Origin of the sequence: Wolbachia endosymbiont of Diaphorina citri (assembly GCF_013096535.2) — a bacterium.
Taxonomy (GTDB): Bacteria; Pseudomonadota; Alphaproteobacteria; order Rickettsiales; family Anaplasmataceae; genus Wolbachia.
In genome coordinates, this window is record NZ_CP051265.2 from 473,552 (window position 1) to 490,879 (window position 17,328).

The 17,328-nt window shown below is 33.9% G+C and carries 15 protein-coding genes, 1 tRNA gene and 2 pseudogenes; 4 read left to right on the top strand and 14 right to left on the bottom strand.

The features are described from left to right. Positions 1-26: 26 nt before the first annotated feature. On the top strand, positions 27-1,163 hold the full coding sequence (locus HGO49_RS02100; RefSeq protein WP_017532129.1) for a hypothetical protein: 1,137 nt from the start codon (positions 27-29) through the stop codon (positions 1,161-1,163). A 3-nt stretch (positions 1,164-1,166) separates the two neighbouring features. Here the strand turns inward: HGO49_RS02100 and HGO49_RS02105 are convergent, their stop codons facing one another. From HGO49_RS02105 to HGO49_RS02130, 6 genes are all read right to left on the bottom strand, one after another. Continuing rightward, positions 1,167-1,955 (bottom strand): succinate dehydrogenase iron-sulfur subunit, encoded by a 789-nt coding sequence (locus tag HGO49_RS02105; protein ID WP_006014752.1) that lies wholly within the window; start codon positions 1,953-1,955, stop codon positions 1,167-1,169. A gap of 54 nt (positions 1,956-2,009) precedes the next feature. Further along, on the bottom strand, positions 2,010-2,468 hold the full coding sequence (ybeY, locus tag HGO49_RS02110; protein ID WP_007302008.1) for an rRNA maturation RNase YbeY: 459 nt from the start codon (positions 2,466-2,468) through the stop codon (positions 2,010-2,012). After that, the gene (locus tag HGO49_RS02115) at positions 2,462-2,860 is read right to left on the bottom strand and encodes an EVE domain-containing protein (protein WP_006014745.1); all 399 of its coding nucleotides are present in this window, start codon (positions 2,858-2,860) and stop codon (positions 2,462-2,464) included. Before HGO49_RS02115 ends, ybeY begins: the two co-directional genes overlap by 7 nt. Next, a complete protein-coding gene (gene ftsZ, locus HGO49_RS02120) occupies positions 2,860-4,044 on the bottom strand; it encodes a cell division protein FtsZ (RefSeq protein ID WP_017532128.1) in 1,185 nt (394 codons plus the stop codon). The genes HGO49_RS02115 and ftsZ overlap by 1 nt, the downstream gene beginning before the upstream one ends. Before the next feature lie 236 nt (positions 4,045-4,280). Continuing rightward, positions 4,281-4,751: a hypothetical protein gene (locus HGO49_RS02125; RefSeq protein WP_017532127.1), complete on the bottom strand. Its 471-nt coding sequence runs from the start codon at positions 4,749-4,751 to the stop codon at positions 4,281-4,283. Positions 4,752-4,827: 76 nt separating this feature from the next. Beyond that, a complete protein-coding gene (locus HGO49_RS02130) occupies positions 4,828-6,330 on the bottom strand; it encodes a YifB family Mg chelatase-like AAA ATPase (protein ID WP_017532126.1) in 1,503 nt (500 codons plus the stop codon). A gap of 120 nt (positions 6,331-6,450) precedes the next feature. Between HGO49_RS02130 and HGO49_RS02135 the strand changes: the two genes are divergently transcribed. Next, positions 6,451-7,221: a polysaccharide deacetylase family protein gene (locus HGO49_RS02135; protein ID WP_007302003.1), complete on the top strand. Its 771-nt coding sequence runs from the start codon at positions 6,451-6,453 to the stop codon at positions 7,219-7,221. Positions 7,222-7,241: 20 nt separating this feature from the next. Then, positions 7,242-8,798, top strand: coding sequence for a penicillin-binding transpeptidase domain-containing protein (locus HGO49_RS02140; protein ID WP_007302002.1), 1,557 nt, complete (start codon positions 7,242-7,244; stop codon positions 8,796-8,798). A gap of 99 nt (positions 8,799-8,897) precedes the next feature. On the opposite strand, the gene lon is transcribed toward HGO49_RS02140, so the two are convergent. From lon to HGO49_RS02165, 5 genes are all read right to left on the bottom strand, one after another. Then, the gene (gene lon / locus HGO49_RS02145; protein ID WP_007302001.1) at positions 8,898-11,354 is read right to left on the bottom strand and encodes an endopeptidase La; all 2,457 of its coding nucleotides are present in this window, start codon (positions 11,352-11,354) and stop codon (positions 8,898-8,900) included. A gap of 15 nt (positions 11,355-11,369) precedes the next feature. Next, positions 11,370-12,647 (bottom strand): ATP-dependent Clp protease ATP-binding subunit ClpX, encoded by a 1,278-nt coding sequence (gene clpX / locus HGO49_RS02150; RefSeq protein WP_017532125.1) that lies wholly within the window; start codon positions 12,645-12,647, stop codon positions 11,370-11,372. Next, positions 12,647-13,273: an ATP-dependent Clp endopeptidase proteolytic subunit ClpP gene (gene clpP, locus HGO49_RS02155; RefSeq protein WP_026092643.1), complete on the bottom strand. Its 627-nt coding sequence runs from the start codon at positions 13,271-13,273 to the stop codon at positions 12,647-12,649. Before clpP ends, clpX begins: the two co-directional genes overlap by 1 nt. An 11-nt stretch (positions 13,274-13,284) precedes the next feature. Next, complete coding sequence (gene tig, locus HGO49_RS02160; RefSeq protein ID WP_017532123.1) at positions 13,285-14,628, bottom strand: trigger factor; 1,344 nt, start codon at positions 14,626-14,628, stop codon at positions 13,285-13,287. 155 nt (positions 14,629-14,783) lie between these two features. Further along, a tRNA-Leu gene (locus tag HGO49_RS02165) sits at positions 14,784-14,865 on the bottom strand. A gap of 256 nt (positions 14,866-15,121) precedes the next feature. Here HGO49_RS02165 and HGO49_RS02170 point away from each other — a divergent pair. Continuing rightward, the gene (locus tag HGO49_RS02170; RefSeq protein WP_010406846.1) at positions 15,122-15,721 is read left to right on the top strand and encodes a BON domain-containing protein; all 600 of its coding nucleotides are present in this window, start codon (positions 15,122-15,124) and stop codon (positions 15,719-15,721) included. Between the two features lie 211 nt (positions 15,722-15,932). On the opposite strand, the pseudogene HGO49_RS07540 reads toward HGO49_RS02170, so the two are convergent. The 3 genes and pseudogenes from HGO49_RS07540 to prmC all read right to left on the bottom strand — a co-directional run. Further along, positions 15,933-16,034: pseudogene (locus tag HGO49_RS07540) on the bottom strand (IS5/IS1182 family transposase); the annotation flags it as partial. Between the two features lie 96 nt (positions 16,035-16,130). Further along, a pseudogene (locus HGO49_RS02180) lies at positions 16,131-16,356 on the bottom strand (transposase); the annotation flags it as partial. An 81-nt stretch (positions 16,357-16,437) separates the two neighbouring features. Then, positions 16,438-17,289: a peptide chain release factor N(5)-glutamine methyltransferase gene (gene prmC, locus HGO49_RS02185; RefSeq protein ID WP_017532120.1), complete on the bottom strand. Its 852-nt coding sequence runs from the start codon at positions 17,287-17,289 to the stop codon at positions 16,438-16,440. Positions 17,290-17,328: the final 39 nt, after the last annotated feature.

Genomic DNA, 17,328 nt, shown 5'->3' on the forward strand with positions numbered 1-17,328 from the left:
AATTTTTATATTTGTTTTGGAATGCTATGTTTTTTTTGTATGAAATAGTTTTACTACTAATTCTAGTATTCTTCTTTTTCTCATATTCTAAATTAAAAATTAGTAATAAGATTAAGGACTTACAACATCAAAATGTTATCATAAATAATTTAATAGATACTGTGAATGATGGATTTTATATTTGGGACGCAAAAAAACGTATAGAAAAATTTTCTCCCAATTTACTAATTTTGCTTAATACTGTTTTTTATTCATTTAATGAGTTTGTAAATTTTTTTGAGCAATCAGAAAGCTTAATTAAAAGTTTTGCTGAGGCAAAGGAAATAAATAAATCTTTTACTCTAGATTTAAAGTCAAAAGACAGTGAGGTTTATTGCACATGTTATGGTAGAAGCATAATAGATTATTCTAATAACGTGATTGGTGTGTTGTTATGGATAAGGAATATCTCAGATTATAAGATAAAAGCTAACGAACTTGAGTTAGAAAATAGTAAGCTTATGCGAGAAATGGAGAACTATAAAAAAATTTTTGACTCTTTACCATTTCCAATACTGAAGCACAATAAGAATAAAAAAGTAAGGTTTTATAACTTATTTTATGATAAATATATAGGCAGCTCTAAAAAATTTACTGTTGCGAGTGGCCCCTATAACGTAAAACCAGGAGAGTGTGTAATAACTTACAAGAACGAACCTAAGGTTTTTAATTTTGTTGAAGTTCCAATGCAAAATTCTAATAGCATAGTAATGTATGGAAAAGATATTAGTGATGAAAAAAAATTACATACTGAGCTAAGCAATTGTTTAGCTGCACAAGAAAGTTTGCTTGAGAAGCTATCGATTGCTGTAGCGATATATAGTAAGGATCAAAAGCTAAAATTTTATAATAACGCTTTTATAAAAACTTTTCAGTTTGATCCAAAATTTTTGGAGTCTTATCCAACTTATCACGAAATTATGCTTCACCTATTTGAATCTAAAAAGCTTTTAGGAAAAAATGATTTTCAAACTATTAATAATCAAAGACATGAGTTGTTCAAAAGATTACTGGAATCATATGGTGAAACAATACATTTCATGAACGGAAGAACGTTTAGAGTATTAACAATACCCTATGCTTCAGAGGGTCTACTATTTTCTTACGAAGAGTGCCAGAAATAACACTCAAATTCCTCCTCTCTCTACCATAAGCTGTTTTACTTTCGCTATCGCTTTTGCTGGGTTAAGACCTTTCGGGCAGGTTTTTGTACAATTCATTATTGTATGACAACGATACAACTTAAATGGGTCGTTTAAAGAAGCAAGTCTTTCTTCTTTCTTATTATCACGACTGTCAGCAATCCATCTATAAGCTTGCAGTAATATCGCTGGCCCTAAAAATTTATCACCATTCCACCAATAGCTTGGGCAACCAGTCGAACAGCAAGCACATAGTATACAATCAGACAGACCATCCAATTTTTTTCTATCTTCAGGAGATTGAAAGTATTCTTTATTTTGTAAGGCAGATTTATCTGTTTGTAACCAAGGTTTAATCGATTTGTATTGCTCATAAAATTGGCTTAGATCTGGAACTAGATCCTTTACTATATACATATGAGGTAGTGGATATATTTTTACTTCACCTTTTATATCATGTATAGATTTAGTGCATGCGAGAGTGTTGGTACCATCAATATTCATTGCACAAGATCCGCATATTCCTTCTCTGCAAGAGCGTCTAAAAGTTAAGGTTGAATCTATTTCATCCTTTATTTTTATTAATGCATCAAGTACCATAGGGCCACAATTATCCATATCGATAAAAAATGTGTCTATTCTTGGATTTTTATCATCATCAGCAGACCAACGATAAATTTGAAATCTTCTAATATTTTTTGCTCCAGTCGGAGTAGGATAAACCTTGCCCTTTTTATTAACTTTAGAATTTTTTGGTAAAGAAAACTGAACCATATTGCTTACCTTTTACAGCTAAAACCCCTTTTTTGTAAATAACATATTTTGGTATTATCTACCATACTTTTCCTTTTCAAATTCAAGCAAAGCTAAAATCTTGCTCTCTAAACTTTTCATTATAATTTCTTCATCTTCTTTTTGATGATCATAGCCAAGTAAATGCAGCAATCCATGAACTAACATGTGTGCAGTGTGAGTGAGGATAGATATACAGTACTCATGAGACTCTCTTTCTATTGTATCTACTGCAATTGCTATGTCTCCTAGATCACATTCACTAGATAACTGTTCGCATGGAAATGATAGTACATTAGTTGGCTTATCTATTTCTCTAAACTTAAGATTAAGTTGATGTAGCAAGTTATCATCAGCGAGAGCTATTGATATATTTGGTTTATAATGATCTATTTTTAATTCTTTTAGAGAAGCATTAATAATATTTAATACAAAACTCTGTGGGTCTTTCGTAATACTATGCCACCTCTTATCAAGAATGCTCACTTCTAACATTCGCTCATCCTTATTATTTCATTCCACTCAGTCTCTAAAACCGGAGAAACTGATAAACGTGACTGTTTTAATATAACCATATTTTTCAAAAGTGGGTTTTGTTTTATACTGTTTAACGTCACCTGGTTACTTAAAGGTTTCAAAAGTTTTACATTCACTAATCCAAATTTGGAATTATAAACATGATAATACTCCTTTAATACTTCAACTATTCCAAGTATAACTCTCTCTTTACCTGTATGATAAAAAAATGCAAGATCGCCTAATTTCATAGCTCTCATGTAATTTTGAGCTTGATAATTGCATACACCATTCCACTGTGTCACCTGCTCCTTTCCCATTTTTTGCCACGAGTATTCACTTGGCTCTGACTTTAGTAGCCAAAATTGCATTATTTTTTTCTTCTTAGATAAGCTGGTATATCATAAACATTGCTGCCCCACTTAACTCTTTCATTTGTTTGCTCAGTTGAAGCATATTCTTTTGTTTCTGATATTGGAATTTGATTATAAGGCCATTTAAAATTTTTTTCCTCTGCTGGGATCTTGTTTTGATTAACAGATGAATTGTCGTTACAGCTATCAATGCCAGTTGCAAGAACAGAAACTCTAACTCTTCCCTCCATCGCCTGATCAAAAGTAGCACCAAATATTATATTTGCATTTTCATCCACTTCTTCACGCACTCTATTAGCTGCAGCATCAACTTCAAATAGAGTCATATCTCCACCACCAGTAATATTAATCAATATTCCTTGTGCACCTTTCATTGATACATTATCAAGTAATGGATTAGATATCGCAGCCTCTGCAGCGCTAATTGCCCTATCTTCTCCTTCTGCCTCTCCAGTACCAATCATTGCTTTACCCATCTCACTCATTACTGTTTCTATATCAGCAAAATCAAGATTAATCAGTCCTGGCATGATCATCAAATCAGTTACTCCTCTTATACCAATATGCAGAACATTATCGGCGAGTTGAAATGCGTCAGCAAATGTAGTTTTCTCGTTAGCAATTCTAAATAAATTTTGATTGGGAATGACAATAAGTGTATCTACGTATTTTTGCAACTCTTCAAGTCCAAGCTCTGCAATGCGCATACGTCGCACACCTTCAAAACCGAACGGCTTAGTTACAACTCCAACAGTCAGTATCTTTTTTTCTTTTGCTCCTTTATCTTTAACTACCGCTCTTGCTTCTCTGGCTGCTTTTGCAATTACCGGTGCAGCACCTGTTCCAGTACCACCACCCATCCCTGCTGTGATAAAGAGCATATGGCTATCTTTTATATGCTCCATAATTTCATCAATTGATTCTTCTGCTGCACCTTTACCAACATCAGGCAAAGCACCAGCACCAAGACCCTTAGTTAAGTTGATACCAAGTTGAATTTTTTTATCACATAATGACTTCTCTAACGCTTGAGCATCGGTATTTGCTACAACAAAATTTACTCCTTGTAAATTGGATTGAATCATGTTGTTCACAGCATTTCCACCAGCACCACCCACTCCCACAACGGTAATCCTTGGGTGCAATATGGGTAATTCTGGTAAACTAAGGTCGATTGACATTTAAATTACTCAAATATTAGTGAATTCACTTGATAACAAGTTACTGCTTTTTTAACAATATGCAAACATTTTTCATTTCTATAGGCATAAACAGTGAACAAGATTTACTTATTTTTAACATTATTAATCAGTAGATGTAATGATTATAGACTTTCAAATAACACTACTTAAGATGCAAAAAAAATTATAAAAAAGGGATAGAAGCCTACCCCTTCTTGACTTTTGTTAAAAATTAATTAAACACTTTGTGCAGGTTGTAACCCAAGTATTTGCTTAATATTATCTAGCTTAGTATTTGGTTCTGCAGTGCTATTTTCATTCAGTATTTTTACTACTTCCTCAATTTGACCTGCCTTACCACTGTTTTTATATGCATACGTAGATGCAGTTATTAAAGCTGCTGCTACAGCAACAATTATCAAACTAGCAACTAGCGGATGAGCAATTGCAAGCGCAGACATTGCAGTAATAGCAGGACTAACAAGTGTTGCAGCTTTTGTTCCAACTGTACCAACAAAAGTTGCATAAGCTGGACTTAAGAAATAAGCAGCTGTAAGTGAAGTTACTAGTGCAATTGCTGCAAAAGTAGCAGCTGTTTTATACGGATTTTCTTTTACAAGATCCCAACCTTGCACAGGAACTTCTTTAACTGCTGACCAAAGTCCTTCATTTTTATATTTATTTTTTATTATTTCAATTTTAGCCATAACTCTACTCCAAAAATATTAAAATTTCACTAAAGATAATATATGATAAAAAAAGCTGCCCGTCAAGTAAATGAATTTATTTATACATTCTTATTCTGTAATTTAGCGCTTCAGCGATGTGTGCTCTCTTGACTCTTTCACTTTTTGCAAGATCTGCAATCGTTCTTGCAACTCTTAATATGCGCACATAACCCCGATTGGAAATATAGTTTTCTTTTAGCACATATTTTAGTAATTCTAACCCTTCCTCATCTGGCTCAGTTAATACTTCACCACTTACTTCTGCATTACAACGAATATTCAATCTACTATAACGCTCAGCTTGAATTTTTCTCGCTGCTATTACTCTTTTTCTAATATTTTTAGTGCTTTCTCCCTCTGAAGAAATTTCAGGAGAGAGTATACTGACGTTTGGCATTTCAATGCATATATCTATTCTATCAAGCAAAGGCCCTGATATTTTATTTCTATAATCTGTGCCACACTTTGGAGCTTTGCTACATGATCTACTTGCATCACCTAAATAACCGCACCTGCAAGGATTCATTGCAGCTATAAGTTGAAAGTTAGCTGGATAGGTAATGTGCGCATTTGCACGTGCAATAGTTACTTTTCTATCTTCAAGTGGTTGACGTAGAGAATCAAGCACAAGCCTTGGAAATTCAGGTAGCTCATCAAGAAATAACACACCATTGTGAGCCATGGTGATTTCCCCAGGCTTTGCATTTTTCCCTCCTCCTATCATCGCTGACATCGAGCATGAGTGATGAGGTTCACGAAAGGGACGAGTTACTTTAAATGTTTCGTTACCGGCTTTTGTTATGCTAGAGATAATATTAACATCAATCATCTCCTGCTCAGTCAAATCAGGTAATAGCCCTATAAATCGCTTAGCAAGCATTGATTTTCCAGTACCAGGAGGTCCAACAAGAAGCATATTGTGTCCACCTGCTGCTGCAATTTCAGCTGCTCTTTTTGCAACAACTTGACCTTTAATATCCTTTATATCTGGAACTGAATTTTTTTCTTTGGGTGCAGCGCTATAGTTAAAAGTTACCGGCTGAATTAACTGCTCACCCTTAAAATGTCTGATAATATCAGTTAATTTCTCTATAGCTAGAATAGAAACATTCTTTACCCATGAAGCTTCTACTCCATTTCCCCTTGGGCAAATTACTCCTTTATGTGCCTGTTTTGCATTGATTACTGTTGGAAGTACTCCTGAGATTGGTATGACTCTGCTGTCTAGTGCAAGCTCGCCCATAATTATATAAGACTGAACTTTTTCAACTGGTATCACATTCATTACAACAAGTAATCCAACAGCAATAGCTAAGTCATAATGACTACCTTCTTTAAGCAAATCTGCAGGGGAAAGATTAACCGTAATCCTTTTTGGAGGTAACAGAAGATTGATTGAATTTAACGCTGCTCTGATACGCTCTCTGGATTCTGCAACAGTTTTATCCGGCAGTCCAACAATATTAAAAGCTGGAATACCATTTGCCATGTGAATTTGTGCATTAACATTTACTGTGCTGGTTCCCTGAAGAGCAACGGTATTTATATTTGCAATCATACTATATTATATAAAGTTATTAATATAATATATTGACAAAGTAACGAAGTAAACAGTAGCTGTTAAAAGTGGTTTAATTTAGCAAAAAAGTGTAGTACTCTATCACTTTGCTGATTATATATGTTTATAAGAATAATCGCTTTTCTTTTGCTATATTCAAGTGCAGTTTTCTGTAGTGATTGTAACTTTAACTTACCGTATCGTGGGCTCAGTTGTGATTTGGATCTATCATATAGAAATTTAAGTAATATAAAGAAATTATTGAATAACAAAGATAAGTTTGTTGCACTTACGTTTGATGATGGTCCATCTTATAATAGATCAGGAGATATTATTAATATCCTGGAGAGCAATAAAACAAAAGCGACATTTTTTGTGCTTGGTGAGCGTATAAATAAAAAAACATCTGAAATAGTAAACAAAATCCATAAAGCAGGTCATGAATTAGGTAATCATTCTTGGTCGCATAGGAAGTTGACATCACTTTCAAGTGAGGAGCAATTGCAAGAACTGGAAAAGACAAATGTGGCAATTAAAAATGCAACAGAACAGAATGTAAAATGGTTTCGCCCACCATATGGATGTCATAACGATAATTTGATCGAAAATACTAATCGATTAAATATGTATTCCATATTATGGACAGTCGATTCTCTGGATTGGCAAGGTGATAAATCAGAGATTTTGGTTGAAAGAGTTTTAAGCAATGTACATAATGGAGCGATTATATTGTTCCATGATCACGATAACAAATCAAATACAGTTGAAGCTTTACCTCAGATTATTGAAATACTAAAAAAATCGGGTTACAAACTTGTTACCTTAAGTGAGTGGGAAGAAAGGGTTTGTGATGTAGTGAAAGCTAGAAATGTGCCAATAAAAGGAGGATGAGTGCGTTCTAAAGGAATTCTATGTGGACAAAAAACAAGGTCTTCAACCGTAGGTCATTCATATTAGGTGGTATTCAGCTTACTATTTCTGCTATTTTTAGTTGTAGGTTGTATACTTTACAAGTACGAGATAGACAAAAATATGAAGTGCTATCCAATAATAATAGGATAAAAGTTGTTACTATTGTGCCTAAACGAGGCAGGATTTTGGATAGGAATAGCGTTGAACTCGCAGTAAACAAAATTTCGTATATTGTTTTATTTGATGGGCAAAAAACCTTTACTAGGGAAGTTGATTTGCAGATGTTATCAGAAATTAAACCTGATACAACAAAATCATCAGATACAAAAATAACTGCTCTTTATAAACGTTATTACCCGTTTGGTTCGATATGTTCTCATATAATCGGATATACAAAAAAACAGCAAGACATAAATGAAGCAGGGGTTAGTGGAATTGAATATACATATGATCATGTATTAAAAGGCAAGACCGGAAAATCTGAGCAGGAAATAAATTCTAAGAAGCGTATCATGAGAGAGTTATCTAGCATACCGCAGCAAGATGGACAAGATATACAGCTGACAATTGATGTTGATTTACAGAAGAAAATTGCAGAGATATTTAAAGATCACCAAGGTTCCACAGTGGTAATTGATGTAAATAACGGAGAAATTTTAGCATTATATAATTCACCTTCTTACGATAATAATCTTTTCACTAGCAGATTATCAAATGAAACTTGGAAAAATTTAAACAATCCTTCATTACCGCTTGTAAACCGTGCATTATCATATCAAATTCCACCTGGTTCAATATTTAAAATAATAGATGCGCTTGCGGGTTTAAAAGATGGAATAATAACACCAGAAGAAAAGTTCTCGTGTAGGGGCTATATGAAAATAGGTGAACGAAAATTTCGTTGCCTAAAAAGCAAAGTCCATGGATATGTATCTTTAAACGAGGCAATGGCCTTCTCATGCAACACTTACTTTTATAATATAGGAAAAAAAATAAATGTAGATTCTCTACTAGAAATGGCTAGCAAATTTGGTATAGGAAGTGGACCATTAATTGGAATGTTTAAGGAAGAAGCTCCGGGATTGTTGCCTGATGTGGATTGGCGTGCACGCAAGCTATATTCAGAGTGGTATTTAGGTGATACCATTAACTTAGTTATAGGACAAGGGTATTTACTTACAACGCCATTACAGCTTGCAGTTCTTGCAGCGAGGGTTGCAACAGGAAAGGAGGTAATTCCCCACATTGAGATGAGTAAATCAGGGCAAGACTTTCTTGATATTGATGTGAATCATGAGCATCTTAGTGTGGTTCGAAAAGCTATGTTTGACGTGGTGAATTCTAACTATAGAAAAGGACTAGGCAGTATACAAATTGCTGGCAAAACCGGAACACCAGAGATAAACTCTAAAGGTGAAAGTCATAAATTGTTTATCGCTTATGGCCCCTACCATGATCCGCGCTATGCAATCTCAGTGTTTATAGAACATGGTAAAACTCCACGCCAAGATGTTGCAATTGCTAGTGAGATATTGCAATATATGCTTGAAAAATGAACTTATGAAATTGCCATATATGTTACTTGTAATTTATATATTCAAATCAGAGCTTTGAGGTTAAAAAAAAGAAACGAAAATTGCATAAACCTTTTCAATTTAGTGCTTTAATGTTTCTGATGAAGGGAAGGTATTATCCTTATTTTCTATGGAGGTAGACACACTAATTTCGTTATTATCATCAATTGAAGTAATAGGGTGCATCAAAGCAACTTTTATAACTTCATCAATATTCTCAGCAAAAATTACATTGATTTCTTCTTTTATATTTGCAGGAATCTCTTGCATATCTTTCTCATTTTCACTTGGTATAATCACAGTTTTGATTGATCCTCTTAGCGCAGCAAGCAATTTTTCTCTCAAACCCCCAATAGCCAACACTCTACCACGCAATGTTACTTCACCTGTCATAGCAACACTTTTGTTAACTGGTATATTTGTCATAAGAGAAACAATAGATGTACATACTGCACTGCCAGCAGAGGGACCATCTTTTGGCACAGCACCCTCAGGTACATGCAAATGTATATCATTATTTTGAAATTTTTCGGGTTTTATACCGAAAAATAAACAATTTGATCGCACATAACTATACGCAGCTTTTATAGACTCTTGCATAACCTCTCCAAGCTTTCCTGTGTATTTTATTTCCCCCTTGCCCGGAATTAGGACTGACTCTATCATTAAAATATCACCACCTGTTTCAGTATAGGCAAGACCAGTTACTATCCCTACCAAACTCTCATTTTCTGCAATGCCAAAGGTATACTTACGTACCCCTAGATAATCTTGTAAATTACCAGTCTCTACGGATATTTTCTTATTTTTATCAGTTAATATTGCTTTAACTGCCTTTCTCATGAGTTTTGCAAGTTCCCTTTCCATGCTTCGCACGCCGCTTTCACGTGTATATAAACGTATCAACTCGTATAATGCTTCATTGGTTATTTCCCACTCCTTCTGATGCAAACCATGCTCTTTTTTTAATTTTGGAATAAGGTGATGTGTAGCAATACTGATCTTCTCGTCTTCGGTATACCCAGATAATTGTATAATTTCCATCCTATCACGCAAAGGATGCGGTAAATTTAAGCTATTTGCTGTGGCTACAAACATTACACTTGAAAGATCAAACTCAACTTCCAAGTAATGATCTGTAAAATGTTTATTGTGCTCAGTATCCAAAACCTCAAGTAATGCAGATGCAGGATCACCACGCGAATCAGAACCCATCTTATCTATTTCATCAAGCAGGAAAAGCGGGTTGCATGAATTAGCTTTTTTCATGTGTTGAATGATTTTACCAGGCATTGAGCCAATATAAGTTTTCCTGTGTCCTCGTATTTCAGACTCATCACGTATACCACCAAGAGATATGCGAACAAAATCTCTTCCTACTGCTTTTGCCATAGACTTAGCTAAAGAAGTTTTACCAACACCAGGTGGTCCAACTAAGCAAAGTATAGGACCCTTTATCTCTTTTACTCTCTTTAATACTGCTAAAAATTCTATTATTCTATCTTTTACTTTCTCTATGCCATAATGATTTTCATCTAAGATTTTTTTAGCCGCATTTAAGTTAATTTTTGCATCTTTGTACTTTCCCCATGGCAAATCAAGCAACCAATGCAAGTAACTAGATATAACTGTTGCTTCAGGAGAAATGGGATTCATTTTCTTATATCTCTTTAAGTCAGTTATGGCTTTCTCTTTTGCTTCCTCAGAAAGCTTTGTTTCATTTATCTTTTTTTCAAATTCATTGAGTATATTCCCTTCATCTCCATTTTCAAACTCACCTAATTCTTTCTGTATAGCTTTTAATTGCTCATTAAGGTAGTAAACTTTTTGAGTACTTTCAACCTGTGATTTAATTGTCTTATACAAGCGGTTTTGTGCACTCAAAATACTTATTTCTCTCTCAATAAGAGCAAAAACTTTTTTTAAACGCTCTTTTGGGTTATAAACTTCAAGTATGTTTTGCTTATCTGATACCTTTATATTTAAGTGCGAAGCTATCATATCTACAATTTGATTAACCTCTTTAACTTGATCAATGGGGTCAATAATAATCTCGGGTCGACTTTTCTTGCTTAGTTTACACCAATTGTCGAATGCATCTATAACAGAACGCCTTAAAGCTTCTAAATCAATATTATCTTCATTTTCTCCATACTCATAATGACCATCTAACGCTACTCTGGCCTGTAACAAAGTGTGAGAGCTAATATATTCTATAACTCTTCCCCTTCTTACCCCATGAATCATGACTTTTACTGCATTGTCAGGCAGTTTTATTAATGGTTGTATAATGTTTGCTAACACGCCTACTTCATAAAGATTCTCTGGCTCTGGATTATCAATAGAACCATCTTTTTGTGCTATGAGAAAAATCTCGTTTTGGTGACTACTGCTACTTATTGCATACTCTAGTGCATGAACAGATTTTTCTCTACCTACGAATAAAGGCAACATTATATTTGGAAAAATTACTACATCTCTTAGAGGTAATACTGGTAATACAGTAGAATTAAAGTTTACAGCACGTCCAATACTCATAATATATGCCTCAAATTAATCATTAACCGTTATAACACTACCCTTATTATTATGATTAATCGTCGCTTTGCCTAATTCTACCATTTTCTTAGTAACCGTTATAGTGCTACCTTCAAAACCTCCGTTGCCGGATATATACATAACATCAAGTAAAAGTGACTCTAAGATAGCACGTAACATCCTTGCACCTGTTTTATAGCTTATAGCTTTTTTAGCAATAGCTGATATTGCTTCATCTGAAAACTCAAGGTTTACTTTACTAAATGCAAGCAATGCTTTATATTGTTTTACTAGCGCATTTCTTGGCTCTGTCAACACATGTATTAAATCCTCGTGATCCAGCTCATCTAGAACAGCAGTTATTGGAACCCGTCCTACAAATTCGGGTATCAAACCGAATTTGATTAAGTCCTCAGGTTGAGCATCGCGTAAAGCATTTTTTTTCTTTTGTGCTTTAGACTGACTTATATCTGCTCCAAAGCCAACTGATGTTCCCTTTTTTCTTGCCTCAATAATTTTATTTAGGCCTTCAAAAGCTCCTCCACAAATAAATAGTATGTTACTAGTGTCTACTTGTATAAACTCTTGTTGCGGGTGTTTTCGCCCTCCTTGTGGAGGAACATAAGCAACCGTACCTTCCATGATTTTTAGTAGAGCTTGTTGGACCCCTTCACCTGAAACATCACGGGTTATTGAAGCGCTTTCAGACTTTCTTGTGATCTTGTCTATTTCATCGATAAACACTATACCATGCTGTGCCTTTGCAACATCATAATTTGCAGCTTGTAATAGACGTGACAACACGCTTTCTACATCATCACCTACATAACCTGCCTCAGTCAAAGTTGTCGCATCGGCCATAGCAAATGGCACATCTGAAACTTTAGCAAGTGTTTTTGCTAGCAAAGTCTTACCAGAACCAGTAGGGCCAATAAGCATTATATTTGACTTCTCAATTTCAATATCACTTATAGAATGAAGTTGCACCATGGATTGACAATGGTTATACATAGCCACAGATAAAACGTGTTGCGCATGTTCCTGACCTACAACATGCTTACTAAGAAAATTTTTTATATCTTCAGGTTTCTTTAGTAATCGCTTCATATCAGATATATGATCTGAATTAAAAGCTCTCTCTTTCTTTTGACTTATTGCTTTATGGGATAACTCTATGCATTCATTACAAATGAACACCTTTAAACCATCTGAAGAGTTAGTAATCAATTTATCTACTTCGTTTTGTGCCTTGTTACAAAAAGAACAGTAGTGTAAATCATTATTGTTATCCATTAAACTACCTTTTGTTTAACTTTAATATTTTCAATCTTCATATCTTTACGCTCAGCTATTACTCTGTCAATTAAGCCAATTTTCATTGCTTCTTCAGGATCCATGAATTTATCTCTTTCCATCATTCCCTCAATTTTCTTTAGTGAATTTCCAGTATGTTTTTCATAAATTTGATTTAGTTTTTTCTTAACTCGCAAAATTTCATTAGCATGTATCTCTATGTCAGTTGCTTGACCTTGATAACCACCAGATGGCTGATGTATCATAATTCTTGAATGAGGTAGCGAGTAACGTTTACCCTCCGCACCAGCTGTAAGCAACAAAGAACCCATAGATGCAGCTTGACCTATACACAAAGTTGAAACGTCTGGATTTATATACTGCATTGTATCGTAGATCGACAAACCAGCAGTTACAACACCACCTGGTGAGTTAATATACATACAAATGTCTTTATCGTGATTTTCCGATTCTAAAAATAAAAGCTGTGCTACTATTACGCTGGCCATGTTGTCTTCAATAGGGCCAGTTACGAAAATTATTCTTTCTTTTACTAGCCTTGAATATATGTCATAAGCCCGCTCACCGCGACTAGTTTGTTCAACTACAATTGGTATAAGAGTCATACCTTTTCCTATCAAATATTATCAAATAATTCCTTTAATTCTTTCACAGAAACAATCTGTTCTTCTTTACTAACTTTTTCTATCATATAATCTGTCACTTTATACTCAAGCGCTTGCCCTCTAACTAATTCCTGAAATTGTCCATCTGATTTAAAATGTTTAAATACTCTGTCAAACGATACATCTTTACTGACATATTGATTTACAATAACGTTCATAATATCATTTTGAGTTAATGATATTTCATGTTCTTTACTGAACTCCATAAATAGCATTGCAAGCTTTACACGTCTTTCAGCTTCTTTACAAGAATCACCTTTAGCATTCAACTCTCTTTCAACTCTCTGCTGTTCCTGTTTTACTACTTGTATAGGCAAATCAAAACTATAACTAGCATCCAAACAATCAAATAGCTCTTTCTTAATTAAGAGATCTCCCATTTCTTTACACTGATTATCAATTACTTCTTTTATATGATTTATTAGCGAAGAATGATCTTCAAAACCAATTCTCCTGGCTATTTCATCATCACTTTGCAAGTCTTCAGCAATCTGAATATCATTAATTCGAACAGAAAAAGTAGCCTCCTGCCCCGCAAGGGAAATTACCTGGTAATCTTCAGGAAATCTCAACTTAAAGCTTTTTGTTTCCCCTTTTTTCATGCCAATTAATTGATCTTCAAAACCATTTATAAATGTTCCAGATCCTAAATTAACAGTAAAATTTTTGCCACTTCCACCTTGAAAGAGCTTATTTCTAATTCGCCCTTCAAAGTCAATTATCAGTTTATCTTCGTTTTTTGCTTGATAAGAAGCATCATCAACAGAGACAAAATTAGGAAATTTTGTTTTTATAGAATCAATAAATTCTTTTATGTCTCCCTCTTTGATTTTTGCCTTAACTTTCTTCAAATTTATTTTATCAAGATCTATTACTGGTACTTTTGGCATCGATTCAAAAGATAATTTGTACAGAAAGTCACCTTTTTCATCCTTTTTATCCAGGTTTGGTAATGACATAATATCAACCTTAGGATGGATATGAGACTTAACTTCGATTTTTTTCATTAAATCACTTGAGCAATAGTCAATCGTATCGTTTATCACATATTCCAAAGCTTCGTTTTTATAATTTGTAACAACAAGATCGTAAGGCATCTTTCCTGATCTAAATCCAGGCAATTTTGCATCCTTCGCTATTTCTTGTAATCTAGAGTTTATCTTTTGTTCTATATAATCACTACTAACTGTGATTTCATACTCATACTTTAGTTTATCTACACTAAGTTCCTTATAGGTATATATATTACTTAATGTATCTGCTTCGACTGCATTTTGAGTTATATTACTAGACATTACAACCTGTTATCAATATTTTATTTATGTTTTAATAAAGCCATTTTACCAGAATTTAAGTTAAATACAATCCTTAAGAACAGGTTCTTATACAAACAAAAGTGTACTTAGTGATTATAAATTTTCTCTTAAAACCTGAGTTACATGACTTTAAGTGCGGATAGAGGGACTTGAACCCCCACGAGCAAGCTCACCAGGACCTAAACCTGGCACGTCTACCAATTTCGCCATATCCGCAATAACCCTTCATTAACTTATAGATAACCACTTCTTTCATCTTATGCAATTTAAAGATTAGATTTTAGTACCACAGACTGAACTTATAATACTGGTTAACTCCACTATGAATCTAAGCCTGAATTACTTTAACTAACATTATTGAGATAAGTACTGTCTTAGAAATATTCAAGGCTTATTCAATTTATAGTATTTACACAATAAAAAAAGCTTATTAATATTCTTTGATTAAAGCTCTAAACTCTGGAAATTAATAATGAGATTAATAGCAAGCTTCTTACTCGCAATTTTTCTGATTACACAGAGTGGCTGTACGACTCTTGTGAGTGGTATAGTAGTAACAGCAACTGCAGCGGCTACAGCAATAACAATGCAAGATAAATCCTTGGGAAACATTATTGATGATACAACTATAGTAATAAGAATCAATAAGGGACTCTTAAAACACGGACTGTTCTCATCTATAAAAGTTAAAGTGAGTGAAGGAAGAGTATTACTCATTGGAAATGTTGATAATCATGAAAAGCAACTCACAGCAGAGAAAATAGCTTGGCAGCAAAAAGAGATTAAAGAAGTGATAAATGAAATAAGAGTCACACCAATTAAAATGGCTTCTATGCTAGATGTTACTGTAGATGGTATGATAACAGCAGAGATAAGCACGAGGCTTCTGGGAAAAAGAAATATTAAATCAATTAATTATAGCGTTAATACAGTTGATAGAGTCGTTTATTTGATGGGTATAGCTCAAAATAAGGCGGAATTAAAAGCTGTAATAGCAATTGCAAGAAAAGTAAAAGGAGTAAAGCAAGTTGTAAGCTATGTGAGATATAGACATAGCAAATTGCGTCATTGATGAAAATTTACTTGAGTGTTAGTACCATGTAGCTAAGCCATAAAACTCCTTTACAAATTTCGTCAGTTCACTCTTATGATATGTATAACAATGTTACAAAAAATAATATCATAGAATTCAATAGAATAATTCCTAGAAAATCTCTACATACTAAAAAAAGTAAAATGCTATTTAACACTCCCAAGCTTAAGAATAAATAGCAAACATCTATATCTCGTGCGATATGGCGTTTTATTCCTAAGATTTTTTTACCAGCGTCATAGCCTTTTTCTTCATCAGTGTCTGCGTTCTTTACACTCTGAGTGTCAATTATGCAAAAGCTGATTTTTTCTTTCCAAACATTGTTTTGTCGGACCACACTAACTATTTTTTTAACACGCACTCCAAAATACTTTTTTTTTATTTCCTTTTACTTTTTCACTCCATTTTTGAAATAATCATAACAATTGCGCCATTTTGGAAACTCTTTTGGTAGCATCCTCCACTGATAACCACTTTTTAGGGCGTACAACACTTCGCAAAATATATCATACAAATCAAGTTTTCTTGGTTTTGTTTTTTCCACAAGACTCCAGATCTGGTGAAATAACCTCAAACTTCTCTCGACTTATGTCACTTGGGTATACACTCCTCATATATCCTAATTTATACACTCTATTTCTTACTTTATGCCTTTCTTGAGATTATGAACAGGTTCTTAGAAAGCTAGCGTTCTACTAGTCATGTTCTTTATCTTGCTTTACAACAATGCATCTTTTCATTCCAGCCAAGTCGTATACGTATTCCTGAAAAGCCAGTCCATATAAGGGTATTATTTTGTCAATATTGCTTTGATCTTCGCCTATTTCCAATATCGCAAACCCATCTTTTTTAAGGCACTTTTTCAATATTGGAAAAATACTCAGGTAACAGCTCAATCCATCGATACCGCCATCAAGAGCAATTCTTGGCTCTTTTTGCACTTCAGCTTGCAGATCTTTTAACTTACTTCTTTTAATATATGGAGGATTGCTTATTATGAGATCAAATAAATCTCTGCATTCTATCCACGAATTTGGAAATATTTTAGCTCTGTTGAGAAGATTATGTTTCTTTGTGTTCTGGTAGGTAATTTTGTATGCTTCCAGGCTTTTTTCAAAACCAACTCCAATAGCATATTCATACTCACTAAGTACGGAGATCAACAAACAGCCTGTGCCTGTGCCAAAATCTGCAATTTTTATTTTTTGCTTCTTATTTTGGTAATATTTTAACACTGTTGAAATTACTGTCTCACTATCTGGTCTTGGATCTAGAACATGTTGGTTAACTATAAAATTTTTACTCCAGAATTCACGATTACCTATTATTTGCGATATTGGATATCTTTCTGCTCTTTTTTTTGTTAATTTCCAGAATAGAAGTTCTTTGTTTCTTGGTACCTGATTGATGTGATTCATGATTGTGAATGATCTTTCTACTCCAAGTACGTACTGCATGATGATTTCACAATCCAAATGTGGTGATTCAATTCTATGTGATGATAGTAGCTTTGACCCTTCTTTAATTAAAGCGCTGATTGTTTTCATTATTCTAAAAACGCGTTCCTTGTATGCAAGAACAGCAAA